Here is a 24619-nt window from a genome sequence, read left to right on the forward strand (position 1 = left end):
CAGAGGGAGAGGGAACTGATTGGAGGATATTGAAGAACTGCGCCAACGTGAAGATCCTTTTTGAATCCACAATCGACTCGGTCATTCAGGCCAATGCACAACGCCAGACACCTCGGTCGGCTCCCTCTCCCTCCGGGAGAGGGCTGGGGTGAGGGTTTTTTGATCTGCGACGACAGACTAAAGCCCGCCCCATTCACGCCGATAACCCGGCATCAATGGTTTCTGGCGATCTCCACTGGCGCCCATCACCGTTTTCCACAGAAGGTTAATATGTCCTCCACCAAAGCCCGCGCAGATTCACTTTCGCTTCTTCTGTTTACCTTGCGCAGCGGCAAGCTGATGGCGATCAACCTGCTGAAAGTCAGTGAAATCATTCCCTGCCCGCCGCTGACCAAACTCCCAGAGTCGCACCCGCACGTTAAAGGCATCGCCACGCTTCGCGGCGCCTCGCTGTCGGTCATCGACCTCAGCCGTGCGATCGGCGAGCGGCCATTGGAAGACCCGAATGGCGGCTGCCTGATCGTCACCGATGTCAGCCGTTCCAAGCAGGGCCTGCACGTCCAGGCGGTGAGCAAGATCGTCCATTGCCTGACCACCGACATCAAACCGCCCCCCTTCGGTTCCGGTGGCTCGCGCGCTTACATCACCGGCGTGACCTCGGTCGACGGTACGCTGGTGCAAGTGCTGGATATCGAAAAAGTTATCCACAGCATCGCGCCGGCGCAGATTGAAATGGCCCCGACCGATCTGACCATGGAAGACGCCGAAGTCCTCGGCAATGCGCGGATCCTCGTGGTCGACGACAGCCAGGTGGCGCTGCAGCAATCGGTGCACACGCTGCGCAACCTCGGCCTGCAATGCCACACCGCACGCAGCGCCAAAGAAGCCATCGATTGCCTGCTCGACCTGCAAGGCACCGCGCAGCAGATCAACCTGATCGTCTCCGACATCGAAATGTCCGAGATGGATGGCTACGCTTTCACCCGTACCCTGCGCGAGACGCCGGATTTCGCTCACCTCTACGTGTTGCTGCACACCTCGCTCGATAGCGCGATGAACAGCGAAAAAGCGCGACTGGCCGGCGCCAACGCAGTGCTGACCAAATTCTCTTCGCCGGAGCTGACCCAGCGTTTGATCGAAGCGGCCAAGCACGTCGCTGCCAACGGGCACTGAGTCTTGGGCGAGACGTACTGTTTTTTGATGCGGCGCGATCTCGCTGAGAAAGTGCCGGATAGTCACTTGCCTGATGGCATTGAACTCAGCACTTATTGCGTCGAACTGGCGCCAGCGGTGCATCGGTTGATGCAGCTGGGACAGCTTGACAGTGGCGGTCGCGTGCCGTCATTCAAAGACTGGCAGCTGCGGTTCGAAAGCGATCCCGAATACGACCCGACGCTGTGTTTCATCGCCCACGATGCCGAGGGCGTGGTGGGCGTGGCGCAGTGCTGGACGAGTTCATATATCAAGAATCTGGTGGTGCACCCACGGAGGCGCGGTCGCGGCTTGGGCAGGGCGTTGCTGCTGCAGGTCTTCAAGGTTTTCCAGCAACGGCGCGAAGGGTTTGTCGACCTGAAAGTGCTGGAGGACAACCAGCGCGCGCAGCGCTTGTATGAAAGTGCCGGGATGTACGTAGTGCGTCGGGAATTGGTGCCGGATCTGTAAGATCAAAAGATCGCAGCCTTCGGCAGCTCCTACAGGTGATCGTATTTCCATGTAGGAGCTGCCGAAGGCTGCGATCTTTCAACAATGGTCCAGGCAACCAAAATCTAACGACAGACTCCAACCTTGGCCACTCCCACCCAAGGATGCCTGACCATGAAAGCCCTGACGATCAGTTTGCTCTGCCTCACCGTCCTCGCCTCCCAGGCCCATGCCTCCAGCCCCGACGCCTGGGCCGCTTATGACAAAAGCGTACTCGCCAGCTGCACCAAAGCCAGCGGCCTGAAAAACCCCAAACCGGTCGGCACACCGGCGCAATTCGATGATCGCGTTGGTTACACCGCCGTGTTGCTGCAAGGTCAATATCCGCAAAAACACATGAAAGGCCAGCAGGGCAGCGAGCTGTGTCTGTACAACAAACAATCGAAAACCGCCTTCGTCACCGAATGGGACTCGATCCGCCCGACCGCCAAATCCCAGTGAGTGGCGCATAACTTGCTTTGATCCAGGCTTGTGCGGTGGTTTTCCGCCACCGTTTCACACCCCGGTTGAAGAAAGATCGCTCAATGAATACGACGTTTTCCTGCGTGGGCTGCGGCAAATGCTGCACCGACCATCACGTGCCGCTGACCTTGGCCGAGGCCAGCATGTGGGCGGCGGATGGCGGACAGGTGATCGTGCTGGTCGAAGCTTTTCTCAGCAATGGTCTGGGCCTGCCGACGCAGCAGCGGGAACATGCCGAACGGCGTTCGGCAGTGATACGCAGCGGCGACACCGATGCCCACGTGGCGATCACCTTCGCGGCTTATAACGTCGGCCCTTGCCGGAATCTTGACGAAGACAAGCTGTGCCGAATCTATGAACGCCGCCCGCTGGTGTGCAGGATTTATCCGGCAGAAATCAATCCGCATATCCCGCTCAATCCAGCGGCCAAGGACTGCCCGCCGGAATCATGGGAACAGGGGCCGCTGCTGATTGCCGGTGGTGAGCTGGTTGATCAGGAACTGATTGAATTGATCCAGCGTTCGCGGCAGGCAGATCGGTATGAAATCGGCATCAAGGACACCATTTGCGCAATGCTCGGGATTAGAACCACGGCGCTCAAGGGTGATGGGTTCACGGCGTATCTGCCGAACATGAATGCGTTTGCTACGGCGATTGATCAGGTGACCGCTCAACCGTTAGCGACTGCACCGAGTGAGTGGCTGTTTCATGTATCCGGGGATGATGTTGCCGAACAAGTGTCGGCAGCCGGGGCTCTGGTGGTAACCGAGCCGGCGCAGACGTATGCGTTTATCCCGCTGCGCGCGGCTTGATCGAAAACTCTCGGAGCGACTGAAGGCCCTTTCGCGAACAGGCTCGCTCCCACAGGGAATCGTATTTCAACTGTGGGCGCGGCACTGACAGCATTAATCCCGAGCGGCAGCCACCGCCAGGCACTCAAGCTCTACCTTGGCTCCCGGCACCACCAATTGCTTGCCAGCGAACGTCGTGCGGGCGGGTAAGCGGTCGGTCGGGAAATAGCGGCGATACTCCGCATTCATGCCGGCGAAATCCTTGACGTCGGTGAGGATCACGGTGCACTTGGCGACATGAGAGAGAGACGAACCACTACGGTCCAGCGCGCTGCGCAGATTCTCCATCACCTGCACCATTTGCGGACGGATCCCGCCTTTGACCAGCTCGCCGTTGGCCTCAAGCCCCAGGACACCCGACAAATAAATCGTATCGCCGACTCTTACCGAATCGGAAAACGGCAAATCTTCCGCACTGGCTTGGTAGTGCAGAGGATCATTGATGGCGCGCGGCAGATAGCGCTCGGTGATCGTCTGATACTCGCCACGCTGCCTCAAACGTCCAAGGGCCGCATTGAGCTCATCGCGCAGCTTGCTGTCGGTTTTGCGCAGCGCCATGGCCACGCCCGTGCCCAGCATCGGGTCCTTGAGCGCCGGACCAGCAAAACCGAACGCCCCACCCTGAGGCTGGCTCAACAAGGCGTAAGTGATTTCGATGGAGTCCTGCAGGGTCGCATCGATTTCACCGCTTTGCAGGGCGGCAATCAGTTGATCGTTGAACTGGAAGCTGCGAATCATCACACCCGATTTCGCCCACCGCGCCTTGGCGAACGCCTCGCGACTGGTGCCGGCCAATACGCCGATGCGTTTGCCTTTGAGGGACTGTGCATCGGGCTGCAGGTTTGTCCCTTTGCGCGCCACCAACTGACTGCTCAACGGGTAGAGATTGTCGGTGAAATCGATGCGTTCGCGGCGTGCCGGGGTGGCCGTCATCGGCATGATCACATCGAAACGCCTGGCCTCAAGCGCCTCGACGTTGGTCGCGTAATCCTGATCGACCCACACGCAACGTTTTTGCAGCTCAGCGCACAGCGCATTGCCCAGCTCGATGTTGAGACCGACCAGTTCGCCTTTATCGTTGCGACTTTCAAAGGGCGGTACGAGAGGTTCGACGCCAAACCGCAGCGTCGGCTCAACCACTGACGACACACAACCGGTGGTCAGGGCCAGCAACGACAAGGCAGACAGGATTTTTGCCAGAGACATGGAAGCGACCTTCATCAAAGCGTTCATGGGGCATGAATCTTTGACGAAAGGTCACCTGGTTTCCCAGAGGACGAATCAGCTGTCTCTGTGGGAATAATCTGCTTCTTGGTGAATCACTTCAAAACAGATCAGCGCTTGCCCATCGAACGGCGCGTGCCCGGCGGCGCCATGCCCGGGGTCTTCGTGTGGCCGTTCTTGGCGCCGTTCTTGTACCACGGCTGGTTCGAGCCTTTGGCCGAAGCAAGCTCGCCCGGTTTGAAGGGAAACTTGAACGCCGGGATTTCGGCTTTGGTGTCGCTGGTATCGGCCAGTTCAGCCGAGACATCGCTCACAGCGTCGTCAACCGGCGGCAGGGTCGGGGAAGTCATAAAAGCTCCGGAAAGCAAAAAGTCGGGCCCGATCAGTGAGCCGCGAAGGCGCGCAGTATACCTGTGCGCCATGGCTCGGCACCTGAAGATTTGCAGCGCACGCCGAACGGCTTGCAGAGCAGTAAATCCTTTTCTGGGAACGACCGACCCCTTTTTGGGACTGTTTAACAACACTGACCGGTAGAGATGTGCTGCCCAATCAACGCCTTCGCGAGCAGGCTCACTCCTATAGTTGGATCGTATGCAATCTGCAAGACCTTGGTCGGCTGTCAGGCCGCCATCGCTGGCAAGCCAGCTCCCACAAAATCAAGATCAAAAGATCGTCCGATCGCGGCCCGAGCCTTCGGCAGCTCCTACACAAAGCCCGCGGCGCAGCCGCCCCACTCAAAACAATGAGCGCAAGCTCGAGTACCGCTCTTGATCTTGATCTTGATCCACGGGCGACTTCGGAAGGCTGAGTGGAGGGATTGATCCGGGGGTGGGAGCGCAGCGACCGTTTGGCGCAGCCGAACACAGCGAGAGGAGGTGCAGCGAAGCAAACCGGAGGCGCTGCCCCCCGGATCGATCCCGCAGCGAAGGAACCCCGAGCCCCGGCGAGCGGGCCGAACGTAGGAGCAAGCCTTTTTGGTTACTTTTGAGGCGTTTGTCAAAAGTGACCCGCCGTAAGGGCGGAACCGTAATCAGCCACACCCGCAGCAACGGATATACACACAGAGAAAACTGACAGCGCTGACAGCCAGCCGTCACCCTCCCGACCCCGAAACAAGTTTATAACTAGCCAACCTGCCCAAACTCCAAACTCCGGCGCCCACCCCGCATGCGAATCCAAAAGAACAAAGCCCTGCTCGCCACCCTATTGATCGTCCTCGCAGGCGCAGGTCTGTGGTACGCCGTGAAACCCGCCCCAACCAAACTCGCCACTCCCACCGCCATCCCCGTGCGAGTGATCGCGGTCAGCGAAAAAGACGTCCCCCGCTACACCAGCGGCATCGGCTCTGTACTGTCATTACACAGCGTCGTAGTGCGCCCACAAATAGACGGCATCCTCACCAAAATCCTCGTCAAAGAAGGCCAACTGGTCAAAGCCGGAGACCTGCTGGCCACCATCGACGACCGCTCCATCCGCGCCAGCCTCGACCAGGCCCGCGCCCAATTGGGTGAAAGCCAGGCTCAACTGCAAGTCGCTTTGGTCAATCTCAAGCGCTATAAATTGCTCAGCGTCGACGACGGCGTTTCGAAACAGACCTACGACCAGCAACAAGCCCTGGTCAATCAACTGAAAGCCACCGCCCAAGGCAACCAAGCCTCGATTGATGCAGCACAGGTGCAACTGTCCTACACGCAGATTCGCTCGCCGGTCACCGGCCGCGTCGGCATTCGTACAGTCGATGAAGGCAACTTCCTGCGCATGACCGACACCGCCGGCCTGTTCACCGTCACCCAGATCGACCCGATTGCCGTTGAATTCTCCCTCCCGCAGCATATGCTGCCGACCCTGCAAAGCTTGGTCAGCGACCCACAACGCGCGCCCGTCAAGGCTTACATCGGCGCCGACAGCGATGGCGAAAACGCCAACCTGCTCGGCGAAGGTCATCTGACCCTGATCGATAATCAGATCAACGCCAACACCGGCACCATCCGCGCCAAGGCCGAATTCGACAACGCCAGCCAGAAGCTCTGGCCCGGCCTGCTGGTCACGGTAAAAATTCAGACGGCCCTCGACAAAGATGCGCTGGTCGTCCCGCCTACCGTCGTACAGCGCGGCCTTGACCAACACTTCGTCTATCGGGTGAATGGCGACAAGGTTGAAGCGGTGCAAGTGCAGATGATTTTTCAGGGCAGCGGCCAGGACATCATCAAAGGCGTGAAGGCCGGTGATGTGCTGGTGACTGACGGCCAGTCGCGGCTCAAGCCCGGTTCAACCGTGCAAGTCATGACGGAGCCGGCGCAGGTGGTGCAAGCGGAGCCGAAACCATGAAGGCGCACAAAGGCGTCTCGACGTGGTGCATCGATCACCCGGTGGCGACGATCTTGCTGACGATTGCATTGGTATTGGTCGGGGCAATTGCCTTCCCGCGCTTGCCGATCGCCCCACTGCCGGAGGCGGAATTTCCTACGATTCAGGTCTCGGCGCAGTTACCCGGCGCCAGCCCCGACACCATGGCATCGTCCGTGGCAACGCCGCTGGAGGTGCAATTCAGCGCCATCCCCGGCATGACCCAAATGACCTCCAGCAGTGCGCTGGGCTCCACCCTGCTGACCCTGCAATTCACCCTAGATAAAAGCATCGACACCGCTGCCCAGGAAGTGCAGGCAGCGATCAACACCGCTGCCGGCAAGCTGCCCAAGGACATGCCGACGCTGCCGACCTGGAAGAAGGTCAACCCGGCCGACAGCCCGGTGCTGATCCTCAGTGTCAGCTCGACGCAAATGCCCGGCACCGAACTCAGCGATCTGGTGGAAACCCTGCTGTCGCGGCAAATCAGTCAGATCGACGGCGTAGGACAAATCAACATCACCGGTCAGCAACGTCCGGCAATCCGTGTGCAGGCCTCGGCCGACAAACTTGCGGCGATTGGCCTGACCCTCGCTGATATTCGTCTCGCCATTCAACAGACCAGCCTCAACCTGGCCAAAGGTGCGCTGTACGGCGAATCGAGCATCTCGACGTTGTCGACCAATGACCAGCTGTTCCTTCCGGAGGATTACAGCCAGCTCATCGTTTCCTACAAGGATGGCGCCCCGGTTCACCTGCGCGACGTCGCCAAAGTCGTCAACGGTGCGGAAGATGCCTACGTGCAGGCGTGGGGCGGTGACCGACCGGGGGTCAACCTGGTGATATCGCGTCAGCCCGGCGCGAATATCGTTGAAACCGTCGACCGTATTCAAGCCGCCCTGCCCGGCCTTGAAGCCATGCTGCCGGCCTCGGTGCAGGTGAAAACCCTGATCGACCGCACCCAGACCATTCGCGCCTCGTTGCATGAAGTCGAAATCACGCTGCTGATCGCGATTCTGCTGGTGGTCGCGGTAATGGCGCTGTTCCTGCGTCAGTTGTCGGCGACGCTGATTGTTTCGGCGGTGCTCGGTGTTTCGCTGATTGCCAGTTTTGCGCTGATGTACATCCTCGGCTTCAGCCTGAACAACCTGACGCTGGTGGCGATCGTGGTGGCCGTCGGCTTCGTCGTCGACGATGCGATCGTGGTGGTGGAGAACATCCACCGTCATCTCGAGGCCGGCGATGACCAGCGCGAAGCGGCGATCAAAGGTGCCGGCGAGATCGGTTTCACCGTGGTGTCGATCAGTTTTTCGCTGGTGGCCGCATTCATTCCGCTGCTGTTCATGGGCGGTGTGGTCGGGCGGTTGTTCAAGGAGTTCGCCCTGACCGCGACCTCGACCATCATGATTTCCGTGGTGGTGTCGCTGACGCTGGCGCCGACCCTCGCCGCCCTGTTCATGCGCAAACCGGAACATCACGCCCACGCCAAACCGGGTTTCAGCGAACGTTTGCTGGGCTGGTACGAAAAAGGTCTGCGCCGCGCCCTTGATCATCAGAAGCTGATGATTGGCGTGTTCGGTTTGTCATTGGCGCTGGCGGTTGCCGGATACATTTTCATCCCAAAAGGTTTCTTTCCGGTGCAGGACACCGGATTTGTCCTCGGCACCACCGAAGCCGCTGCGGATATTTCCTACGGCGACATGGTGAAAAAGCACCTGGCGATGGCCGAAATCGTTGCCGCCGATCCAGCGGTGCAGGCGTTTTCCCATTCAGTCGGAGTGTCCGGCAGCAACCAGACCATCGCCAACGGACGTTTTTGGATCGCACTGAAAAAACGCGGTGATCGGGATGTTTCAGCCAGCCAGTTCATTGACCGCATACGTCCACAACTGATGAAGGTTCCGGGCATCGTGCTGTACTTGCGCGCCGGTCAGGACATCAACCTCAGTTCCGGGCCGAGTCGCGCGCAATATCAATACGTGCTCAAGAGCAACGACGGTGCGACCCTGGCGACCTGGACGCAACGCCTGACCGAAAAACTGCGCGGCAATCCGGCGTTTCGCGACATTTCCAATGACCTGCAACTGGGTGGCAGCATCACCCACATCAGCATCGACCGCAGCGCAGCGGCCCGTTTCGGCCTGACCGCCAGCGATGTCGACGAAGCGCTTTACGACGCTTTTGGCCAGCGGCAGATCAATGAATTCCAGACCCAGGTGAATCAGTACAACGTGATCCTCGAGCTGGACACCAAGCAGCGCGGCAAAGCCGAGAGCCTTAACTATTTCTACCTGCGCTCGCCGCTGAGTGGCGAGATGGTGCCGCTGTCGGCGCTGGCCCGATTCGATGCGCCGACCATCGGCCCACTGTCGATTGCCCACGACGGCATGTTCCCCGCGGCCAACCTGTCATTCAATCTGGCGCCCGGCGTGGCATTGGGCGACGCGGTCATCCTGCTCAATCAGGCCAAGGCCGAGATCGGCATGCCTAGCGCAATCAGCGGCAATTTCCAGGGCGCGGCGCAAGCGTTTCAGAGTTCGCTGGCCAGTCAGCCATGGCTGATTCTTGCGGCGCTGGTGGCCGTTTACATCATTCTCGGCGTGCTTTATGAAAGCTTCGTGCATCCGCTGACGATCATTTCGACGCTGCCAGCGGCGGGGCTCGGTGCGGTGATCATGCTGTGGATCTGCGGACAGGACTTTTCGATCATGGCGCTGATCGGGCTGGTGCTGCTGATCGGCATCGTCAAAAAGAACGGCATTCTGATGATCGACTTCGCCTTGGAAGCGCAGCGCCAGCGAGGCCTGTCGCCGCAGGAGGCGATTTTCCAAGCGTGCATCACGCGGTTCCGGCCGATCATCATGACCACCCTCGCCGCCCTCCTCGGCGCGCTGCCGCTGATGCTCGGCTACGGCACCGGCGCCGAGTTGCGCCAGCCGCTGGGGATCGCAGTTGTCGGCGGTTTGCTGGTCAGCCAGATGCTGACGCTGTTCACCACGCCGGTCATATACTTATGGCTTGAGCGGTTGTTTCACAGGCCCAAACCGATGCCCGAAGCGGCTTTGGCGACCACAGACTGAGGCGGGTCATGCGCGTTCTGATTATCGAAGATGAGGAAAAAACCGCGGACTATCTGCACCGCGGTCTGACCGAACAGGGTTACACCGTGGACTGCGCTCGCGATGGCGTCGAGGGCCTGCACCTGGCACTGGAATGCGATTATGCGGTGATCGTTCTCGATGTCATGTTGCCGGGCCTCGATGGCTTTGGCGTGCTGCGCGCCTTGCGTGCGCGCAAACAGACTCCGGTGATCATGCTCACCGCCCGCGAACGCGTTGAAGATCGCATCAAGGGCCTGCGCGACGGCGCCGACGATTACCTCGGCAAACCGTTTTCTTTCCTCGAACTGGTCGCCCGCCTGCAAGCGCTGACTCGCCGCAGCGGCGGCCATGAGCCGGTGCAACTGAGCATCGCCGACTTGTGGATCGATCTGATCAGCCGTAAAGCCACCCGCGCCGGCGCGCGCCTGGACCTGACCGCAAAAGAGTTTTCCCTGCTCAGTGTCCTCGCCCGCCGCCAAGGTGAAATCCTTTCGAAAACCGCAATTGCCGAAATGGTCTGGGATATCAATTTCGACAGTGACGCCAATGTCGTCGAAGTCGCGATCAAACGGCTGCGCGCCAAACTCGACGGGCCATTCGACGAAAAACTGCTGCACACCATCCGCGGCATGGGTTATGTGCTGGAGAGCCGTGGTGTCCAGTAATTCGATTGCCTTGCGCTTGAGCGGCATGTTCACGCTGGTGGCGCTGCTGGTGTTCATGTTGATCGGCGGTGCGCTGTATCAGCAGGTCGACAAGGGCTTGGGGCTGTTGCCGGAAGCCGAACTCGATGCCCGTTACAGCGTGCTCGAATCCACTGTCGGCCGTTACGGCACGCCTGAACACTGGGTGAAGATCAACAACAAGCTCAAGCTGCTCGGCGAAGAAGACAAGCGCATCAGTTTCTGGATCAGCAGCGGCGATCCGCGCTATGAATACGGTGTTCTCACGCCGCAGATTCGCGCTGCGGCCAACGGCCCGCTGGGCATGCACGATCTGCAATTGCCCGATCAACCCTATCCGCTGAAAGTGCTGGTCAGTCAGTTTCCGGCCAAGGATCAGCGCCCGCCGCTGCGCTTCATGATCGGCATCGACACCGAGGCCTTGCATCAGACTCAGCATCACTTGTTGATCGCGCTGATCAGTCTGGCGATTGTTGGCGTGTTATTGGCCTCGGCGCTGGGTTATTGGGTGGCGCGCATTGGTCTCAAGCCATTGATCAAACTGTCTCAGGAAGCCCAGCGCCTGGCACCGCCATTGCGCGCCGGACGCTTGCGCCTGTCGCCGTTGCCACCGGAACTGGAGCAGTTCGTCGAGTCCTTCAATGCGACGCTGGAACGGGTCGAACTGGCGTACTCGCGGCTGGAGTCGTTCAACGCCGATGTGGCCCATGAACTGCGTTCGCCGCTGACTAACCTGATCGGCCAGACCCAAGTGGCGCTGACCCGTGGGCGCTCTGCCGAACACTATTTCGAAGTGCTGCAATCGAACCTCGAAGAGTTGGAGCGGCTGCGTTCGATCATCAATGACATGCTGTTTCTGGCCAGTGCCGATCAAGGCAACAAGGCGACCAAACTGACGTCGACTTCATTGGCGGACGAAGTGGCGACGACGCTTGAGTATCTGGATTTCATTCTCGAAGACGCGCAGGTTCAGGTGCAGGTCAGCGGCGATGCGCAGGTGCACATCGAGGTCGCACATTTGCGCCGGGCGTTGATCAATTTGCTCAGCAATGCGGTGCAGCACACCGAACCGGGCCAGGTGATCGAGGTGCGAATCGAGGCCGACGAAAATCAGGTGAGCATCGGTGTGGCCAATCCCGGAGCACCGATTGCCGGCGAGCATTTGCCACGCTTGTTCGAACGTTTCTATCGAGTGGACGCGTCGCGCAGCAACAGTGGCAATAATCATGGTTTGGGGCTGGCGATCGTCAAGGCGATTGCGCTGATGCACGGCGGGGATGTGTTTGTGCGCAGTGATCGGGGGATAAATACTTTCGGGATTTATTTGCCGGTCTGAAGCAGATCAAAAGATCGCAGCCTTCGGCAGCTCCTACAGGTGTTCACCTTTCCCCTGTAGGAACTGCCGAAGGCTGTGATCTTTGCTCTTGCTGTAACAGTCATTTATGAAAATCACGCTGTTTCCAGGGTCCGGGCAACCTTATCTTTGCCCGCACCAAACAGCACTCGCCAAGCGAGAAGGTTTTCAAGATGTCCAACAGTATGGGTATTGCCAGCGCGTTCGTTTTGTCCTCGTTGTTTCTGTCGCCGATGGCGATGGCTGAAGAATCGCAGTCGTTCGTCGCACACAACGTCGCTCGCGCTCAGGCATTCGATCAGCATCAGGGGGAAGTGATGGTCAAGGTGCAAGACGCCTCGCAAGCCCCGCAGGCTGGCATGTCCCGCGCACCAGCGTCCGAAACCGACAGCTAAGTCGCGCATCACGCCAACGTTTCCCTCGACGCGGTTGTTTGGCTTTTCTCGTTCAACCGTCGTCATTCCAGGCCGCTACCGTCAGCGGCCTTTTTTCGTTTTGGGCTGAAAGCCTTCCTTCTACGCCGACGAAGTGAGTTGCGGCTGGCACCGACTTTGAACCGACACAAACTTCGTGGCGAGGGGATTTATCCCCGATGGGCTGCGCAGCAGACCCTTTTTTGGGGCCGCTGCGCAGCCCTATCGGGGATAAATCCCCTCGCCACAGTTGAGCCATTGTTGGTTTTATCTCATTGTGTTTCCTACTACGCTTACAAGATGCCCTCATTCGACACCCCATCATGATCGCCAGTCGCACCCCATCCAGCGCAGGCCAAAGCGGTCGCCCCGAGCGCCTGCTGATCGTCGGCAGTCTGCTGACCGTCATCGCGATGGTGTGCATTGTCACCTTCCTGCTGATCCGCGAGCACGCGAGTGCTCAGGAAGCCGCGACCCGCCGTGCCACCACGCTTGCGCAATTGATCGACGCCGATGTGCTGCGTACTGTCGAACTGTACGACCTGACGCTGCAAGGCCTGATCGCCGCCGCCCAGCGTGACGATCTGCAAAATGTTTCTCCGCAGATTCGCCATCTGGCGCTGTTCGATCGCTCCGCCACCGCGCGCTTCAAGGGTGACATTCTGCTGCTCGACAAACAGGGCAACGTGATCGCCGACTCCTCGCGCATCGAACCGAAACCGGGCAATTTCGCCGACCGTGATTATTTCCTCGCGCACGCATTCAACCGCGATCTAGGCATGTTCATCAGCCGCCCGTTCAAGACCCGGTGCGATTGCGACGAGGCCGATCAGTGGCGAATCAGTTTCAGCCGGCGCATTGCTTCGCATACCGGCGACTTCCTCGGCGTGGCGGTGGCGTCGCTGAAACTCGACTACTTCGACCAACTGTTCAAAAGCCTCGATATTGGCTCGGACAGCACGTTGAACATCATCAACAGCGATGGCGTACTGCTCGCGCAAAAGCCGTATCTGCAAAGCGATTCGGTGGGGAAGAGTTTCGGCAATCGGCCCAACGTCGTGCGGATTCTCAAGGACAGCGACGGCAGCGGCAGTTTCACCAGCACGTCGAGCATGGACGAGCAACGGCGGCTTTACACCTACTCGCGGGTCGGCAATCTGCCGTTGACGGTGATGGTGGCGCTGTCCAGCGAAGAAGTATTCGGCACCTGGCGGCGCACCGCGATATTGATCAGCAGCGCCACCGGCGTGTTGTGTATTGGCCTGTTGTGGCTGACCTGGCTGCTTGCACGCGAATTGCGCTTGCGCCAGCGCGCCGAACGCGAATTGGCGCAACTGGCCGCCACTGACGATCTGACCGGGGTGGCCAACCGGCGCATGCTCGACCAGACGCTGCGCCACGAGTGGTTCCGCGCCCAGCGCTCGGGCCAACCGCTGTCGGTGATGATGATCGATGCCGATCACTTCAAAGCGTTCAATGATCGGCACGGGCATCAGGCCGGGGACCACGCACTGCGTGAACTGGCGAAGGTGATCACCGCGAAAGTACGGCGCCCGGCGGATCTCGTCGCGCGTTATGGCGGTGAGGAGTTTTCGGTGATTCTCGCCGAGACCGACAGTGCAGGGGCGCAGCAGATTGCCGAGCAGATTCGTCAGGCTGTGGAAAACCTGCCATGGGCCGAGGGCGCTGAGCGGGCGATGACCGTGAGTATCGGCATCGCGACATGGACATCGGCGAGTGAAAAAACGTTGGAGCAGTTGTTGTTTGCGGCGGACAAGGCGTTGTATCAGGCCAAGGAAGGTGGGCGCAATCGCGTTGTAGTGTCAGTTTAAAGTCAAAAGATCGCAGCCTTCGGCAGCTCCTACATTTGGAATGCGGTACCCCTGTAGGAGCTGCCGAAGGCTGCGATCTTTTGCTTTTGAAAGGGCATAAAAAAAGGCCATCCGAGGATGGCCTTCAAAAAACTAGAGAGGTTTTTTACTTACACCGCCGCAACCGGGCGCATGTAAGAGATCGGTGCGGTGCTGGCGTCTTCGAACGTCACCACTTCCCAAGCGTCTGTCTGCTCAATCAACTTGCGCAGCAGCTGGTTGTTCAGTGCATGACCGGACTTGAAGCCTTTGAACTCACCAATCAGGCTGTTGCCCAGCAGGTACAGGTCGCCAATCGCATCGAGGATCTTGTGCTTGACGAATTCGTCTTCATAACGAAGACCGTCTTCGTTCAACACGCCATCAGCGTCGACCACGATCGCGTTTTCAACGCTGCCGCCGAGTGCGAGGTTGTGCTTGCGCAGGTACTCGATGTCACTCATGAAGCCAAAGGTACGGGCGCGGCTGACTTCTTTTACGAACGAAGTGCTGGAAAAATCCACGCTTGCACTCTGGGTGCGGTCCCGGAATACCGGGTGATCGAAATCGATCTCGAAGCTCACCTTGAAGCCTTCGAAAGGGACGAAAGTGGCGCGCTTGTCGCCGTCTTCCACTGTCACTTCACGCAGGATGCGGATGAATTTCTTGGCGGCGTCCTGTTCTTCCAGGCCTGCCGATTGAATCAGGAATACGAAGGGTCCAGCGCTGCCATCCATGATCGGGACTTCGGACGCGGAGAGCTCGACGTAGGCGTTATCGATGCCCAGGCCAGCCATGGCCGAGAGCAAGTGCTCTACCGTGTCCACTTTGACGTCGCCATTGATCAGCGTCGTCGACATAGTGGTTTCACCGACGTTTTCCGCGCGGGCAGGAATCTGCACCACAGGGTCGAGGTCAGCGCGACAAAACACAATGCCAGTGTCGACAGGCGCAGGCTTGAGGGTCAGGTAGACCTTCTCACCGGAGTGCAGGCCTACACCTGTGGCACGGATAATATTTTTCAGTGTGCGTTGTTTAATCATGGCTTGGGCCGCTTCAGCGCAAATTGCGAACTGGTATCAACAAAGGCTGGCGATGATAGCAGACCATGCCTTTGCTGAACACCAATCACCTTCATAGCCCTGATACATTCCATCAATCGGCCTGACGACGCAGGAACGCCGGGATGTCCAGGTAGTCCAGGTCATCTTGCGGATTCATCTTCGCGGCAGCCGCAGCACCGGCCTGAGCCTGGTTGCGCATGACGGTCGGACGGTCCAGATCGCGGTAGTTCACCGCAGGCTGTTCCTGACGAGCCGGCGCCGGTTGTTGCACCTGAGCCGAAGCCATGGAGGTGTGAACGGTGTTGTCGATGACCTTCACAGGCTTCTCGATTTTCGCGCCCAGACCGGTGGCAACCACTGTCACGTGCAATTCGTCGCGCATGTCCGGATCGATAACGGTACCGACCTTGACCATCGCGTGCTCGGAAGCGAAGGCTTCGATGATCGAACCCACATCGGAGTACTCACCCAGAGACAGGTCAGGACCGGCAGTGATGTTGACCAGGATGCCGCGTGCGCCTTGCAGGTTCACGTCTTCCAGCAGCGGGTTGCGAATGGCTGCTTCAGTGGCTTCACGTGCACGGTTCGGACCGCTGGCGCAGCCAGTGCCCATCATCGCCATGCCCATTTCGCTCATCACGGTACGCACGTCGGCGAAGTCGACGTTGATCATGCCCGGACGTTTGATGATGTCGGAGATACCGCGAACGGCACCGGCCAGTACATCGTCTGCCTTGGCGAAAGCCGACAGCAGGCTGGCGTCTTTACCGAGGATGGTCAGCAGCTTCTCGTTGGGAATGGTGATCAACGAGTCGACGCTTTCGGAAAGCATGCGGATGCCTTCGTCGGCGATCTGCATACGCTTGCGGCCTTCGAACGGGAACGGACGGGTCACGACCGCAACGGTCAGAATGCCCATTTCCTTGGCCACTTCGGCAATGATCGGTGCAGCACCGGTACCGGTACCGCCGCCCATGCCAGTGGTGATGAACACCATGTTGGTACCCTGCAGCACTTCGGCAATGCGCTCACGGTCTTCCAGAGCAGCCTGACGGCCGACTTCCGGGTTCGCGCCGGCGCCCAGACCTTTGGTCACGCCTGTGCCCAGTTGCAGAATGGTGCGCGCGCCGATGTTTTTCAGCGCTTGAGCATCAGTGTTGGCGCAGATGAATTCAACGCCTTCGATATTGCTCTTGACCATGTGGTTGACAGCGTTGCCGCCGCCACCGCCGACACCGATAACCTTGATTACCGGGCTTGCGGGGATGTTGTCTACGAGTTCGAACATTTTCCCTCTCCTTTCATTCTCTAGTTTTTTCGCCTACTGCATTTTTGTCGCGGTGCATCTACTGCTACTGCTTGCCGCTCGAAGCTTGAAGCCTCGAACTGCTTTTAAAAGTTGCCTTGAACCCACTTCTTCAAGCGGTCCAGCAACGGCGCCTGCGGCTCTTCGTTGCTGTAGCTGTCGCGGCTGCCGATGCCCGAGAACGAGATCCCGTCGGACTGCTTTTGCAGGCCATACATCAACAAGCCAACGCCAGTGGAATAAATCGGGTTGCGCACCACGTCATCCAGGCCCTTGACGCCGTGGGGCACGCCCAGACGCACCGGCATGTGGAAGATTTCTTCGGCGAGCTCGGTCGCGCCTTCCATTTTCGAGGTACCGCCGGTGAGAACGATGCCGGCCGGGATCAGGTCTTCGTAGCCGCTGCGACGCAGCTCGGCCTGAATCAGCGTGAACAGTTCGTCATAACGCGGCTCGACCACTTCGGCCAGGGCCTGACGCGACAGTTCGCGCGGTGGACGGTCGCCCACGCTTGGCACCTTGATGGTTTCACCGGCACCGGCCAGTTTGGCCAGGGCGCAGGCATAGCGGATCTTGATCTCTTCGGCGTACTGGGTCGGAGTGCGCAACGCCATGGCGATATCGTTGGTCACCTGATCACCGGCAATCGGGATCACCGCGGTGTGGCGGATCGCGCCTTCGGTGAAGATCGCGATGTCGGTGGTGCCGCCGCCGATGTCGACCAGGCACACGCCCAGTTCTTTCTCGTCATCGGTCAGGACCGAGTAGGCCGAGGCCAGTTGCTCGAGAATGATGTCGTCGATTTCCAGACCGCAGCGACGCACGCATTTTTCAATGTTCTGCGCGGCGTTGACGGCGCAGGTCACCACGTGAACCTTGGCTTCCAGACGCACGCCGGACATGCCCAGTGGCTCGCGCACGCCTTCCTGGTTATCGATCACGTAATCCTGCGGCAGAGTGTGCAGCACGCGCTGGTCAGCCGGAATCGCCACGGCCTGGGCTGCGTCGAGCACGCGCTCAAGGTCGGCCGAGCTGACTTCACGATCACGGATCGCGACGATGCCGTGGGAGTTCAGGCTGCGGATGTGATTGCCCGCCACGCCGACGAACGCCGAGTGAATGCGGCAGCCCGCCATCAGTTGGGCCTCTTCGATCGCGCGCTGGATCGATTGCACGGTGGACTCGATGTTGACCACCACGCCCTTCTTCAGGCCACGGGACGGATGGGTACCGATCCCGACGATTTCCAGCGAGCCGTCGTCGGAGACCTCGCCGACCAGCGCCACCACCTTGGAGGTGCCGATATCGAGACCGACGATCATTTTGCCGCTTTGCACGTTTGCCATGGGTCCTGCCTCTTCTTAATTCTTTGCGACAGCGGGTTGGGCTGTCGTCGGCGCTACTGGTTCCCGCCAGCCAACAGCGAGGCCGTTGGCATAGCGCAGATCGATGCGCGCAATGTTCGTAATCTGGTCTTTAAGCGTCTTGTCATAGATGGCGATAAAGCGGCGCATCTTTTCCACCAGGTTGCCGCGTCCCAGCAGCAACTCGATGCCGGGGCCGGAACTGCCGGCACCGGTGGTCAGGAACCAACTCCCGCGTTCACGCAATTCCAGGCGCGCAATCGAGAAGCCCAACGGCCGCAGCATCTGGCTCAGCACCTGATACTGCTGCATGACTTGCTGCTGAGCCCGTTGTGGGCCGAACAGCTGTGGCAGGTGTTCGTAATTCGCCAGTTCCTTGGGCGTAAATGCCTGGCCCTGGTTGTTCAGCAACGACTCGTCGCCCCAACGCGCCACCGGCAATTGCTCTTCGAGGCGGATCACCACTTGATCCGGCCACACCCGCCGTACTTCGGCGTGGGCGATCCATGGCATTTGCTCCAGCTCGGTGCGCATGCCGGCGAGGTCGATGGTGAAGAAGCTCGACGCCACGAACGGCGCGATCCGCTGCTGCACCGCCTGCTGGCTGATGTAGCTGAGGTCGCCCTGCACCGCGATTTTGCTGATCGGGCGGTCGGCGTACGGCAGCAAACGCTGCGCACCTTCGTAAGTACCAAAGCCCAGCGCCACCAGCAGCACCGGCCAGAACAGACTTTTCAGAAAGCTGAAATTGGCTTTCGGCAGGCGCGCGGACATCGGCTCTTTCGCCACCATTCGGCTGGCACCCCGCGGCACCGGCTTGCGGCCGGGTGCGGGTGGCTGATGTCTGAGATGAGCGCCTTGCATCGTCTTAACCTCGAGCGTCTTCAACGCTGGCGGCGAGAATCGCCAGAACCAGCTGCTGGAAATCCAGACCGGCAGCCCGCGCCGCCATCGGCACCAGACTGTGATCGGTCATGCCCGGTGCGGTGTTCACTTCGAGGAACCAGAACTGTCCTTCGGCGTCCTGCATCACGTCCGCCCTGCCCCAACCGGCAATCCCCAGCGCCTCACAGGCCTTGGCCGTGAGATCCATGAGTTGTTTTTCCTTGGCGGCATCGAGGCCGCAGGGAATCCGATACTGGGTATCGTTAGCGATGTACTTGGCGTCGTAGTCGTAGAACGTGTGCGGTGTACCCAGGGCGATAGGAGGCAACACCTGGTCACGCAGGGTGGCGATGGTGAACTCCGGACCTTGAATCCATTGCTCGACCAACACTTGCGAATCGTAGGTACTGGCCGCTTTCCATGCGTCGATCAACTCGGACGCAGAACTCACTTTGGCCATCCCGATACTTGAACCTTCATGCGCCGGTTTGACGATCAAAGGGAAGCCCAGTTCCGTCGCTGCCGAAATACAATCGGCTTCGCTGCACAGCACGGCGTGACGCGGCGTCGGAATCCCGAGGCTGTGCCAGACCTGCTTGGTGCGCAGTTTGTCCATGGCCAGCGCCGAGGCAAGAATGCCGCTGCCGGTGTAGGGGATGCCTGCGCATTCGAGCAGGCCCTGCATGCTGCCGTCTTCACCGCCACGACCGTGAAGGATGATGAACGCACGGTCGATTTTTTCACTCAGCAGACGCTGCAGAAAATCTTCGCCCACATCGATACCGAACGCGTCCACGCCAGCGCTTTGCAGGGCTTCGAGTACCGCGTTGCCGGATTTCAGCGAAACCTCACGCTCGGCACTCAGGCCGCCGAACAGCACGGCGACGCGCCCGAAGTCTTTCGGCGCGATCGTGGAGGACAGGTTGGCGTAGGCAGCAGTCATTTCAACTTCCCCTCGACCGACGCCGCCACGGCGCCGGCGAACAATTCACTTTTCAACAGCTTTGGCGCGAGACCGCCGATATCACCGGCGCCCTGGCACAACAGAATGTCGCCGGCACGCAGCAGCGGCTTGACCAGCGGCGCGAGATCGACGCCACGCTCGATGTAGATCGGATCGAGCTGACCGCGCTGGCGGATGCTGTTGCACAGCTTGCGGCTGTCGGCGCCAGGGATCGGCTCTTCGCCGGCCGGATAGACTTCCATCAACAAGAGCACGTTGGCATCGGCCAGCACATTGACGAAGTCGTCGTACAGATCGCGGGTGCGGCTGTAACGGTGCGGCTGATAAACCATCACCAGACGGCGCTCCGGCCAACCACCGCGCACGGCTTTGATCACGGCAGCGACTTCGGTCGGGTGGTGACCGTAGTCATCGACCAGCATCACGTGGCCGTCATCCACCGGCAGTTCGCCGTAGACCTGGAAGCGTCGACCCACGCCCTGGAATCCCGACAGGCCCTGAACGATGGCTTCATCGCTGACGCCCTCGTCGGTGGCGATGCAGATGGTCGCCAGCGAATTGAGCACGTTGTGGTTGCCGGGCATGTTCACCGACACCTCCAGCGGTTCGCGATCCGGGCGCAGTACGGTGAAGAAGGTTTGCATGCCTTGCTGGCGCACGTTGATTGCGCGCACGTCAGCGTCTTCGCTGAAGCCGTAGGTCACGGTCGGACGTTTCACCAGCGGCAGGATTTCACGCACCACCGGATCGTCCAGGCACATCACCGCCAGACCGTAGAACGGCAGGTTGTGCAGGAACTCGACGAAAGTTTTCTTCAGTTTGTTGAAGTCACCGTCGTAGGTCGCCATGTGATCGGCGTCGATATTCGTGACCACAGCCACCAGCGGTTGCAGATGCAGGAAGCTTGCATCGCTCTCATCCGCTTCGGCGATCAGGTAACGACTGGTGCCGAGCTGGGCATTGGTGCCCGCAGCATTAAGGCGGCCACCGATAACGAAGGTCGGGTCGAGGCCACCGGCAGCGAAAACCGAAGCGATCAGGCTGGTGGTGGTGGTTTTGCCGTGCGTACCGGCGACGGCGATGCCGTGGCGATAGCGCATCAGCTCGGCGAGCATTTCCGCACGTGGCACCACTGGAATACGACGCTCAAGCGCGGTCGCGACTTCCGGGTTGGAGGTATTCACCGCGCTCGACACCACCAGCACGTCGGCGGCAGCGGCGTTCTCGGCACGGTGGCCGATGAAGATATGAGCGCCGAACGATTCAAGACGCTCGGTGACCGGCGAGGCTTTCAGATCGGAACCGGACACTTCATAGCCCAGGTTCAACAACACCTCGGCGATACCGCACATACCCACGCCGCCGATACCGACGAAGTGGATGCGACGGATGCGGCGCATTTCCGGTTGCGGCATGGCTTTCTGATTCTCAACCATGGGCCACCTCCAGACAGGTATCGACCACGCTACGGGTGGCATCGGGTTTCGCCAGTCGGCGGGCCGCTTGGGCCATTGCTTCGAGTCGTTGCGGTTGCATCAAGACCTCTGTCAGGCGCGCGGCAAGGTCCGCAGCACCAGTCGTTCTTTGTGGCATCAGGAAGGCAGCGCCTTCACGGGCCAAATAATCGGCATTGCGGGTCTGGTGATCGTCGATCGCGTGGGGCAAAGGCACCAGCATCGAGGGCAGACCGGCGGCAGCCAGCTCACTGATGGTCAACGCGCCTGCGCGGCACACCACCAGGTCGGCCCAGCCATAGGCCTGGGCCATGTCTTTGATGAACGGCTGCACCTGCGCATCCACGCCAGCGGCGCGATAGCGCTCGGCAGTCACTTCATCGTGGTTTCTGCCGGCCTGATGAAACACTTCCGGGCGCAAATCGGCAGCGACTTGGGCCAGGGCTTCAGGCAGTAATTTGTTCAACGGTTCTGCGCCCAGGCTTCCGCCGAGGATCAGCAAACGCGCTTTGCGCCCGGCCAGCGCCGGTCGCAATGTGTCGAGAAATAGCTCGCTGCGCACCGGATTTCCGGTGGTGCGGCGGGCGTCCGACAGAGTAAAGGTGTCGGGGAAGGCTTCACACACTCGGGCGGCGAACGGCACCAGCAACCGATTGGCGGTGCCGGCGACAGCGTTCTGCTCGTGAACGATCACCGGCACGCCGGCCAGTTTCGCAGCGAGGCCGCCGGGACCGGTCACATAACCACCGAAGCCGACCACACACACCGGTTTCAGCTGACGGATGATCGCCCGCGCCTGCCAGACCGATTTCAGCAGCATGAACGGCGCCTTGAGCAGCGACAGCTTGCCCTTGCCACGCAGACCGCTGGCGTTGATCCGGTGCAATTCAAGACCCGCCGCCGGCACCAGATCGTTTTCGATCCCGCGTGGCGTGCCGAGCCAGTGCACGGTGTAGCCGCGCGCCTGAAACTCGCGGGCACAGGCCAGCGCCGGGAACACGTGGCCGCCGGTACCGCCGGCCATGATCAATACGTTAGCGCCCATGATTCGGCTCCTCGGCGAAGTCGCTCTCATGGAATTCCATCTCTTCGCTGCCCAGGTGGGTTCGACTCTCCCACTCGATGCGCAGCAACAAGCCCAGGCAGGCGCAGCAAATCACCAACGAACTGCCGCCGTAACTGAGGAACGGCAAAGTCAGACCCTTGGTCGGCAGCAGGCCGACGTTCACGCCGATGTTGATCAGGAACTGACCAATCCACAGGAAGGACAAACCGTAAGCCACGTAAGCGGCGAAGAACTGTTTGGCCTTCTCCGCCCACAGGCCGATGTACATGCCGCGAATACATACGAAGACGAACAGCGCGACGGTGCACAGCGAGCCGACCGCACCCAGTTCTTCGGCGAGTACCGAGAACACGAAGTCGGTGTGCGCCTCCGGCAGGTAGAACTGCTTCTGCACGCTATTGCCGAGGCCGACGCCGAGCCATTCGCCGCGACCGAACGCGATCAACGCTTGCGACAGTTGATAACCGGCGCCGAACTGGTCGGCCCACGGGTCGGCGAAGTTGGTCAGACGCGCCATTCGATACGGCTGCATCTGGATCAACAGCACCACCGCGCCGACCGCCAGCACCACCATCAGCGAGAAACGGAACAGCCCGACCCCGCCAAGAAACAGCATCGCCGCCGCCGCGCCCATCATCACGACAGTTGCGCCGAAGTCTGGCTCCATCAGCAGCAGACCGGCCATTGGCAGCAGCACGATGAACGGCTTGAAGAAACCCATCCAGCTCTCGCGCACTTCTTTCTGGCGACGCACCAGATAACCGGCGAGGTAGATCACCACGAACACCTTGGCGATTTCCGAAGGCTGCACGTTGAAGAAGCTGAAGCCGATCCAGCGCATCGAACCGTTCACTTCGCGACCAATGCCCGGGATGATCACCATCACCAGCAGGCCAAACGCACCGATCAGCATCATCCAGCCGAGGCGCTGCCAAGTGGCGATCGGGATCATCATGGTGACAATGCACGCGCCCAGACCCAGCACCACATAGATAAGGTGGCGAATCATGTAATACAGCGGACTGCCCGACTGCGCTGCCGCCACTTCCGTGGACGCCGAGGCAATCATGATCAAGCCGAGGCCGAGCAGCGCCAGGCAACCGGCGAGCATCGGGAAATCGAGGTCGATGCCACGCCCGGTGATCAGCGGCGACGGGTACGGCTTGATGATGTTTCTCAGGTTCATGCCAGTTCCTCCACTGCGCGGACGAACTGGTGACCACGGTCTTCATAATTCTTGAACATGTCAAAACTGGCGCAGGCCGGCGACAGCAGCACCACGTCACCCGCTTGCGCGACGGCGCGGCATTGCGCGACGGCGTCGACCAGCGAGGTGGCGCGAATCAATGGCACGGCGTCGCCGATGGCCTCACCGATCTTGTCGGAGTCGCGGCCCATCAGCACCACGGCGCGACAGTTGGCCGCCACCGGATCGCGTAGATCATTGAATTCGGCGCCCTTGCCATCGCCGCCAGCGATCAGAATGACCTTGCCGTCGATGTCCGCGCCCAAGCCTTCGATAGCCGCAAGAGCGGCGCCGACGTTGGTCGCTTTGGAATCGTTGTAATAAGCCACGCCGTCGAGATCACGCACCCACTGGCAGCGATGTTCGAGGCCGGCGAACGTACGCAACGCCGAAAGCATGGCGTCGAACGGCAGGCCGACGGCGTGACCCAGAGCCAATGCTGCGAGGGCGTTGGACTGATTGTGTGCGCCGCGAATCTTCAGCTCACGCACCGGCATCAGGTTCTGGAATTCAAAGGCCAGATACTTCTCGCCGTCTTCTTCGCGGATACCGAACGCCTTGAAATCCGGCTTGGTCAGGCCGAACGTCCAGCAAGGCTGGCCTTCGCCGATCAATGGACGGCTCAGGGCATCCTGACGGTTGACCACAAACTGCTTCGCGCCGCGGAAGATCCGGTGCTTGGCCAAGTGATAAGCCGGCAGACCGCTGTAGCGATCCATGTGGTCTTCGCTGATGTTCAACACGGTGGCGACTTCGGCGTTGAGCTGGTCGGTGGTTTCCAGTTGGAAACTCGACAGTTCCATCACATACAGCTCGACGTCATCGCTGAGCAGATCCAGCGCCGGGGTGCCGAGGTTGCCGCCAACAGCGACGCGCTTGCCGGCCGCAGCGGCCATCTCGCCAACCAGCGTGGTGACGGTGCTTTTCGCGTTGGAACCGGTGATCGCGACGATCGGCGCCCGCGCATTACGCGCGAACAGCTCGATGTCGCCGGACAGTTTCACGCCACGGGCCGCGGCGGCTTGCAGGGCCGGAGTCGCCAGCGCCAGGCCGGGGCTCACGTAGAGCTCGTCGGCACGGCAGAGGAATTCGACGTCCAGCTCGCCACAACGCACTTCCACGTGCGGATAGTCACGCTTGAGCGTGGCCAGTTCCGGTGGATTTTCCCGCGTATCGGCCACGGCAAACGACGTGCCCCGGTTCGCCAGGAAGCGAACCAGGGACATGCCGCTCTTGCCGAGGCCGACAACGATGCGGAAGTGGTCAGAAGCGATCAGAGACACTC

General features: G+C 60.2%; 21 protein-coding genes. 10 read left to right on the top strand and 11 right to left on the bottom strand.

What is annotated here, in order from left to right; all coding sequences use genetic code 11:
- Nucleotides 1–270 precede the first annotated feature (270 nt).
- The 4 genes from EL257_RS22060 (at nt 271) to EL257_RS22075 (ending at nt 2975) form a co-directional block, all read left to right on the top strand.
- Nucleotides 271–1173, top strand: coding sequence for a chemotaxis protein CheV (locus EL257_RS22060; protein WP_126366190.1), 903 nt, complete (start codon nt 271–273; stop codon nt 1171–1173).
- Nucleotides 1174–1200: 27 nt separating this feature from the next.
- A complete protein-coding gene (locus EL257_RS22065; RefSeq protein ID WP_126366193.1) occupies nt 1201–1662 on the top strand; it encodes a GNAT family N-acetyltransferase in 462 nt (153 codons plus the stop codon).
- Nucleotides 1663–1815: 153 nt separating this feature from the next.
- Nucleotides 1816–2142 carry a hypothetical protein gene (locus EL257_RS22070; protein ID WP_126366195.1) on the top strand — a complete coding sequence of 109 codons (327 nt, stop codon included), beginning with the start codon at nt 1816–1818 and terminating at the stop codon, nt 2140–2142.
- A gap of 83 nt (nt 2143–2225) precedes the next feature.
- Entirely contained in the window at nt 2226–2975 is a 750-nt protein-coding gene (locus EL257_RS22075) for a YkgJ family cysteine cluster protein (protein WP_126366197.1), read from the top strand.
- 93 nt (nt 2976–3068) lie between these two features.
- On the opposite strand, the gene EL257_RS22080 is transcribed toward EL257_RS22075, so the two are convergent.
- Nucleotides 3069–4220 carry a transporter substrate-binding domain-containing protein gene (locus EL257_RS22080; protein ID WP_126368227.1) on the bottom strand — a complete coding sequence of 384 codons (1152 nt, stop codon included), beginning with the start codon at nt 4218–4220 and terminating at the stop codon, nt 3069–3071.
- Between the two features lie 128 nt (nt 4221–4348).
- On the bottom strand, nt 4349–4588 hold the full coding sequence (locus EL257_RS22085; protein ID WP_008083852.1) for a hypothetical protein: 240 nt from the start codon (nt 4586–4588) through the stop codon (nt 4349–4351).
- A gap of 817 nt (nt 4589–5405) precedes the next feature.
- Here EL257_RS22085 and EL257_RS22090 point away from each other — a divergent pair.
- The 6 genes from EL257_RS22090 to EL257_RS22115 all read left to right on the top strand — a co-directional run bounded on the left by EL257_RS22090 (nt 5406) and on the right by EL257_RS22115 (nt 13967).
- Nucleotides 5406–6566, top strand: coding sequence for an efflux RND transporter periplasmic adaptor subunit (locus EL257_RS22090; RefSeq protein WP_126366199.1), 1161 nt, complete (start codon nt 5406–5408; stop codon nt 6564–6566).
- Nucleotides 6563–9664, top strand: a complete 3102-nt coding sequence (locus tag EL257_RS22095; protein WP_126366201.1) for a multidrug efflux RND transporter permease subunit — start codon at nt 6563–6565, stop codon at nt 9662–9664. The genes EL257_RS22090 and EL257_RS22095 overlap by 4 nt, the downstream gene beginning before the upstream one ends.
- An 8-nt stretch (nt 9665–9672) precedes the next feature.
- Nucleotides 9673–10350, top strand: a complete 678-nt coding sequence (locus EL257_RS22100; protein WP_126366204.1) for a heavy metal response regulator transcription factor — start codon at nt 9673–9675, stop codon at nt 10348–10350.
- Nucleotides 10340–11704, top strand: coding sequence for a heavy metal sensor histidine kinase (locus EL257_RS22105; RefSeq protein ID WP_126366206.1), 1365 nt, complete (start codon nt 10340–10342; stop codon nt 11702–11704). The genes EL257_RS22100 and EL257_RS22105 overlap by 11 nt, the downstream gene beginning before the upstream one ends.
- Before the next feature lie 191 nt (nt 11705–11895).
- On the top strand, nt 11896–12117 hold the full coding sequence (locus EL257_RS22110) for a hypothetical protein (protein ID WP_126366208.1): 222 nt from the start codon (nt 11896–11898) through the stop codon (nt 12115–12117).
- Nucleotides 12118–12458: 341 nt separating this feature from the next.
- Nucleotides 12459–13967 carry a sensor domain-containing diguanylate cyclase gene (locus EL257_RS22115; RefSeq protein WP_126366210.1) on the top strand — a complete coding sequence of 503 codons (1509 nt, stop codon included), beginning with the start codon at nt 12459–12461 and terminating at the stop codon, nt 13965–13967.
- 149 nt (nt 13968–14116) lie between these two features.
- Here the strand turns inward: EL257_RS22115 and lpxC are convergent, their stop codons facing one another.
- The 9 genes from lpxC to murD form a co-directional block, all read right to left on the bottom strand.
- Complete coding sequence (gene lpxC / locus EL257_RS22120) at nt 14117–15028, bottom strand: UDP-3-O-acyl-N-acetylglucosamine deacetylase (protein WP_007916984.1); 912 nt, start codon at nt 15026–15028, stop codon at nt 14117–14119.
- A 112-nt stretch (nt 15029–15140) separates the two neighbouring features.
- Complete coding sequence (gene ftsZ / locus EL257_RS22125; RefSeq protein ID WP_101161966.1) at nt 15141–16337, bottom strand: cell division protein FtsZ; 1197 nt, start codon at nt 16335–16337, stop codon at nt 15141–15143.
- A gap of 104 nt (nt 16338–16441) precedes the next feature.
- Nucleotides 16442–17701, bottom strand: coding sequence for a cell division protein FtsA (ftsA, locus tag EL257_RS22130; protein ID WP_008082764.1), 1260 nt, complete (start codon nt 17699–17701; stop codon nt 16442–16444).
- Between the two features lie 15 nt (nt 17702–17716).
- Entirely contained in the window at nt 17717–18583 is an 867-nt protein-coding gene (locus tag EL257_RS22135) for a cell division protein FtsQ/DivIB (protein ID WP_126366212.1), read from the bottom strand.
- A gap of 4 nt (nt 18584–18587) precedes the next feature.
- Nucleotides 18588–19547, bottom strand: a complete 960-nt coding sequence (locus EL257_RS22140; RefSeq protein ID WP_126366214.1) for a D-alanine--D-alanine ligase — start codon at nt 19545–19547, stop codon at nt 18588–18590.
- Nucleotides 19544–21004: a UDP-N-acetylmuramate--L-alanine ligase gene (gene murC, locus EL257_RS22145; RefSeq protein ID WP_126366216.1), complete on the bottom strand. Its 1461-nt coding sequence runs from the start codon at nt 21002–21004 to the stop codon at nt 19544–19546. The genes EL257_RS22140 and murC overlap by 4 nt, the downstream gene beginning before the upstream one ends.
- A complete protein-coding gene (gene murG / locus EL257_RS22150; protein WP_126366218.1) occupies nt 20997–22067 on the bottom strand; it encodes an undecaprenyldiphospho-muramoylpentapeptide beta-N-acetylglucosaminyltransferase in 1071 nt (356 codons plus the stop codon). Before murG ends, murC begins: the two co-directional genes overlap by 8 nt.
- The gene (ftsW, locus tag EL257_RS22155) at nt 22057–23274 is read right to left on the bottom strand and encodes a putative lipid II flippase FtsW (RefSeq protein ID WP_126366220.1); all 1218 of its coding nucleotides are present in this window, start codon (nt 23272–23274) and stop codon (nt 22057–22059) included. The genes murG and ftsW overlap by 11 nt, the downstream gene beginning before the upstream one ends.
- A complete protein-coding gene (gene murD, locus EL257_RS22160; protein ID WP_126366222.1) occupies nt 23271–24617 on the bottom strand; it encodes a UDP-N-acetylmuramoyl-L-alanine--D-glutamate ligase in 1347 nt (448 codons plus the stop codon). Before murD ends, ftsW begins: the two co-directional genes overlap by 4 nt.
- Between the last annotated feature and the right edge of the window lie 2 nt (nt 24618–24619).

The organism is Pseudomonas fluorescens (genome assembly GCF_900636825.1).
GTDB lineage: Bacteria > Pseudomonadota > Gammaproteobacteria > Pseudomonadales > Pseudomonadaceae > Aquipseudomonas > Aquipseudomonas fluorescens_BG.

Bases quoted from the DNA above. Each gene is read 5' to 3' on its own strand.
- EL257_RS22060 (WP_126366190.1), top strand. From the start codon at position 271: ATGTCCTCCACCAAAGCCCGCGCAGATTCACTTTCGCTTCTTCTGTTT.
- EL257_RS22065 (WP_126366193.1), top strand. From the start codon at position 1,201: ATGCGGCGCGATCTCGCTGAGAAAGTGCCGGATAGTCACTTGCCTGAT.
- EL257_RS22070 (WP_126366195.1), top strand. From the start codon at position 1,816: ATGAAAGCCCTGACGATCAGTTTGCTCTGCCTCACCGTCCTCGCCTCC.
- EL257_RS22075 (WP_126366197.1), top strand. From the start codon at position 2,226: ATGAATACGACGTTTTCCTGCGTGGGCTGCGGCAAATGCTGCACCGAC.
- EL257_RS22080 (WP_126368227.1), bottom strand. From the start codon at position 4,220: ATGTCTCTGGCAAAAATCCTGTCTGCCTTGTCGTTGCTGGCCCTGACC.
- EL257_RS22085 (WP_008083852.1), bottom strand. From the start codon at position 4,588: ATGACTTCCCCGACCCTGCCGCCGGTTGACGACGCTGTGAGCGATGTC.
- EL257_RS22090 (WP_126366199.1), top strand. From the start codon at position 5,406: ATGCGAATCCAAAAGAACAAAGCCCTGCTCGCCACCCTATTGATCGTC.
- EL257_RS22095 (WP_126366201.1), top strand. From the start codon at position 6,563: ATGAAGGCGCACAAAGGCGTCTCGACGTGGTGCATCGATCACCCGGTG.
- EL257_RS22100 (WP_126366204.1), top strand. From the start codon at position 9,673: ATGCGCGTTCTGATTATCGAAGATGAGGAAAAAACCGCGGACTATCTG.
- EL257_RS22110 (WP_126366208.1), top strand. From the start codon at position 11,896: ATGTCCAACAGTATGGGTATTGCCAGCGCGTTCGTTTTGTCCTCGTTG.
- EL257_RS22115 (WP_126366210.1), top strand. From the start codon at position 12,459: ATGATCGCCAGTCGCACCCCATCCAGCGCAGGCCAAAGCGGTCGCCCC.
- lpxC (WP_007916984.1), bottom strand. From the start codon at position 15,028: ATGATTAAACAACGCACACTGAAAAATATTATCCGTGCCACAGGTGTA.
- ftsZ (WP_101161966.1), bottom strand. From the start codon at position 16,337: ATGTTCGAACTCGTAGACAACATCCCCGCAAGCCCGGTAATCAAGGTT.
- ftsA (WP_008082764.1), bottom strand. From the start codon at position 17,701: ATGGCAAACGTGCAAAGCGGCAAAATGATCGTCGGTCTCGATATCGGC.
- EL257_RS22135 (WP_126366212.1), bottom strand. From the start codon at position 18,583: ATGCAAGGCGCTCATCTCAGACATCAGCCACCCGCACCCGGCCGCAAG.
- EL257_RS22140 (WP_126366214.1), bottom strand. From the start codon at position 19,547: ATGACTGCTGCCTACGCCAACCTGTCCTCCACGATCGCGCCGAAAGAC.
- murC (WP_126366216.1), bottom strand. From the start codon at position 21,004: ATGGTTGAGAATCAGAAAGCCATGCCGCAACCGGAAATGCGCCGCATC.
- murG (WP_126366218.1), bottom strand. From the start codon at position 22,067: ATGGGCGCTAACGTATTGATCATGGCCGGCGGTACCGGCGGCCACGTG.
- ftsW (WP_126366220.1), bottom strand. From the start codon at position 23,274: ATGAACCTGAGAAACATCATCAAGCCGTACCCGTCGCCGCTGATCACC.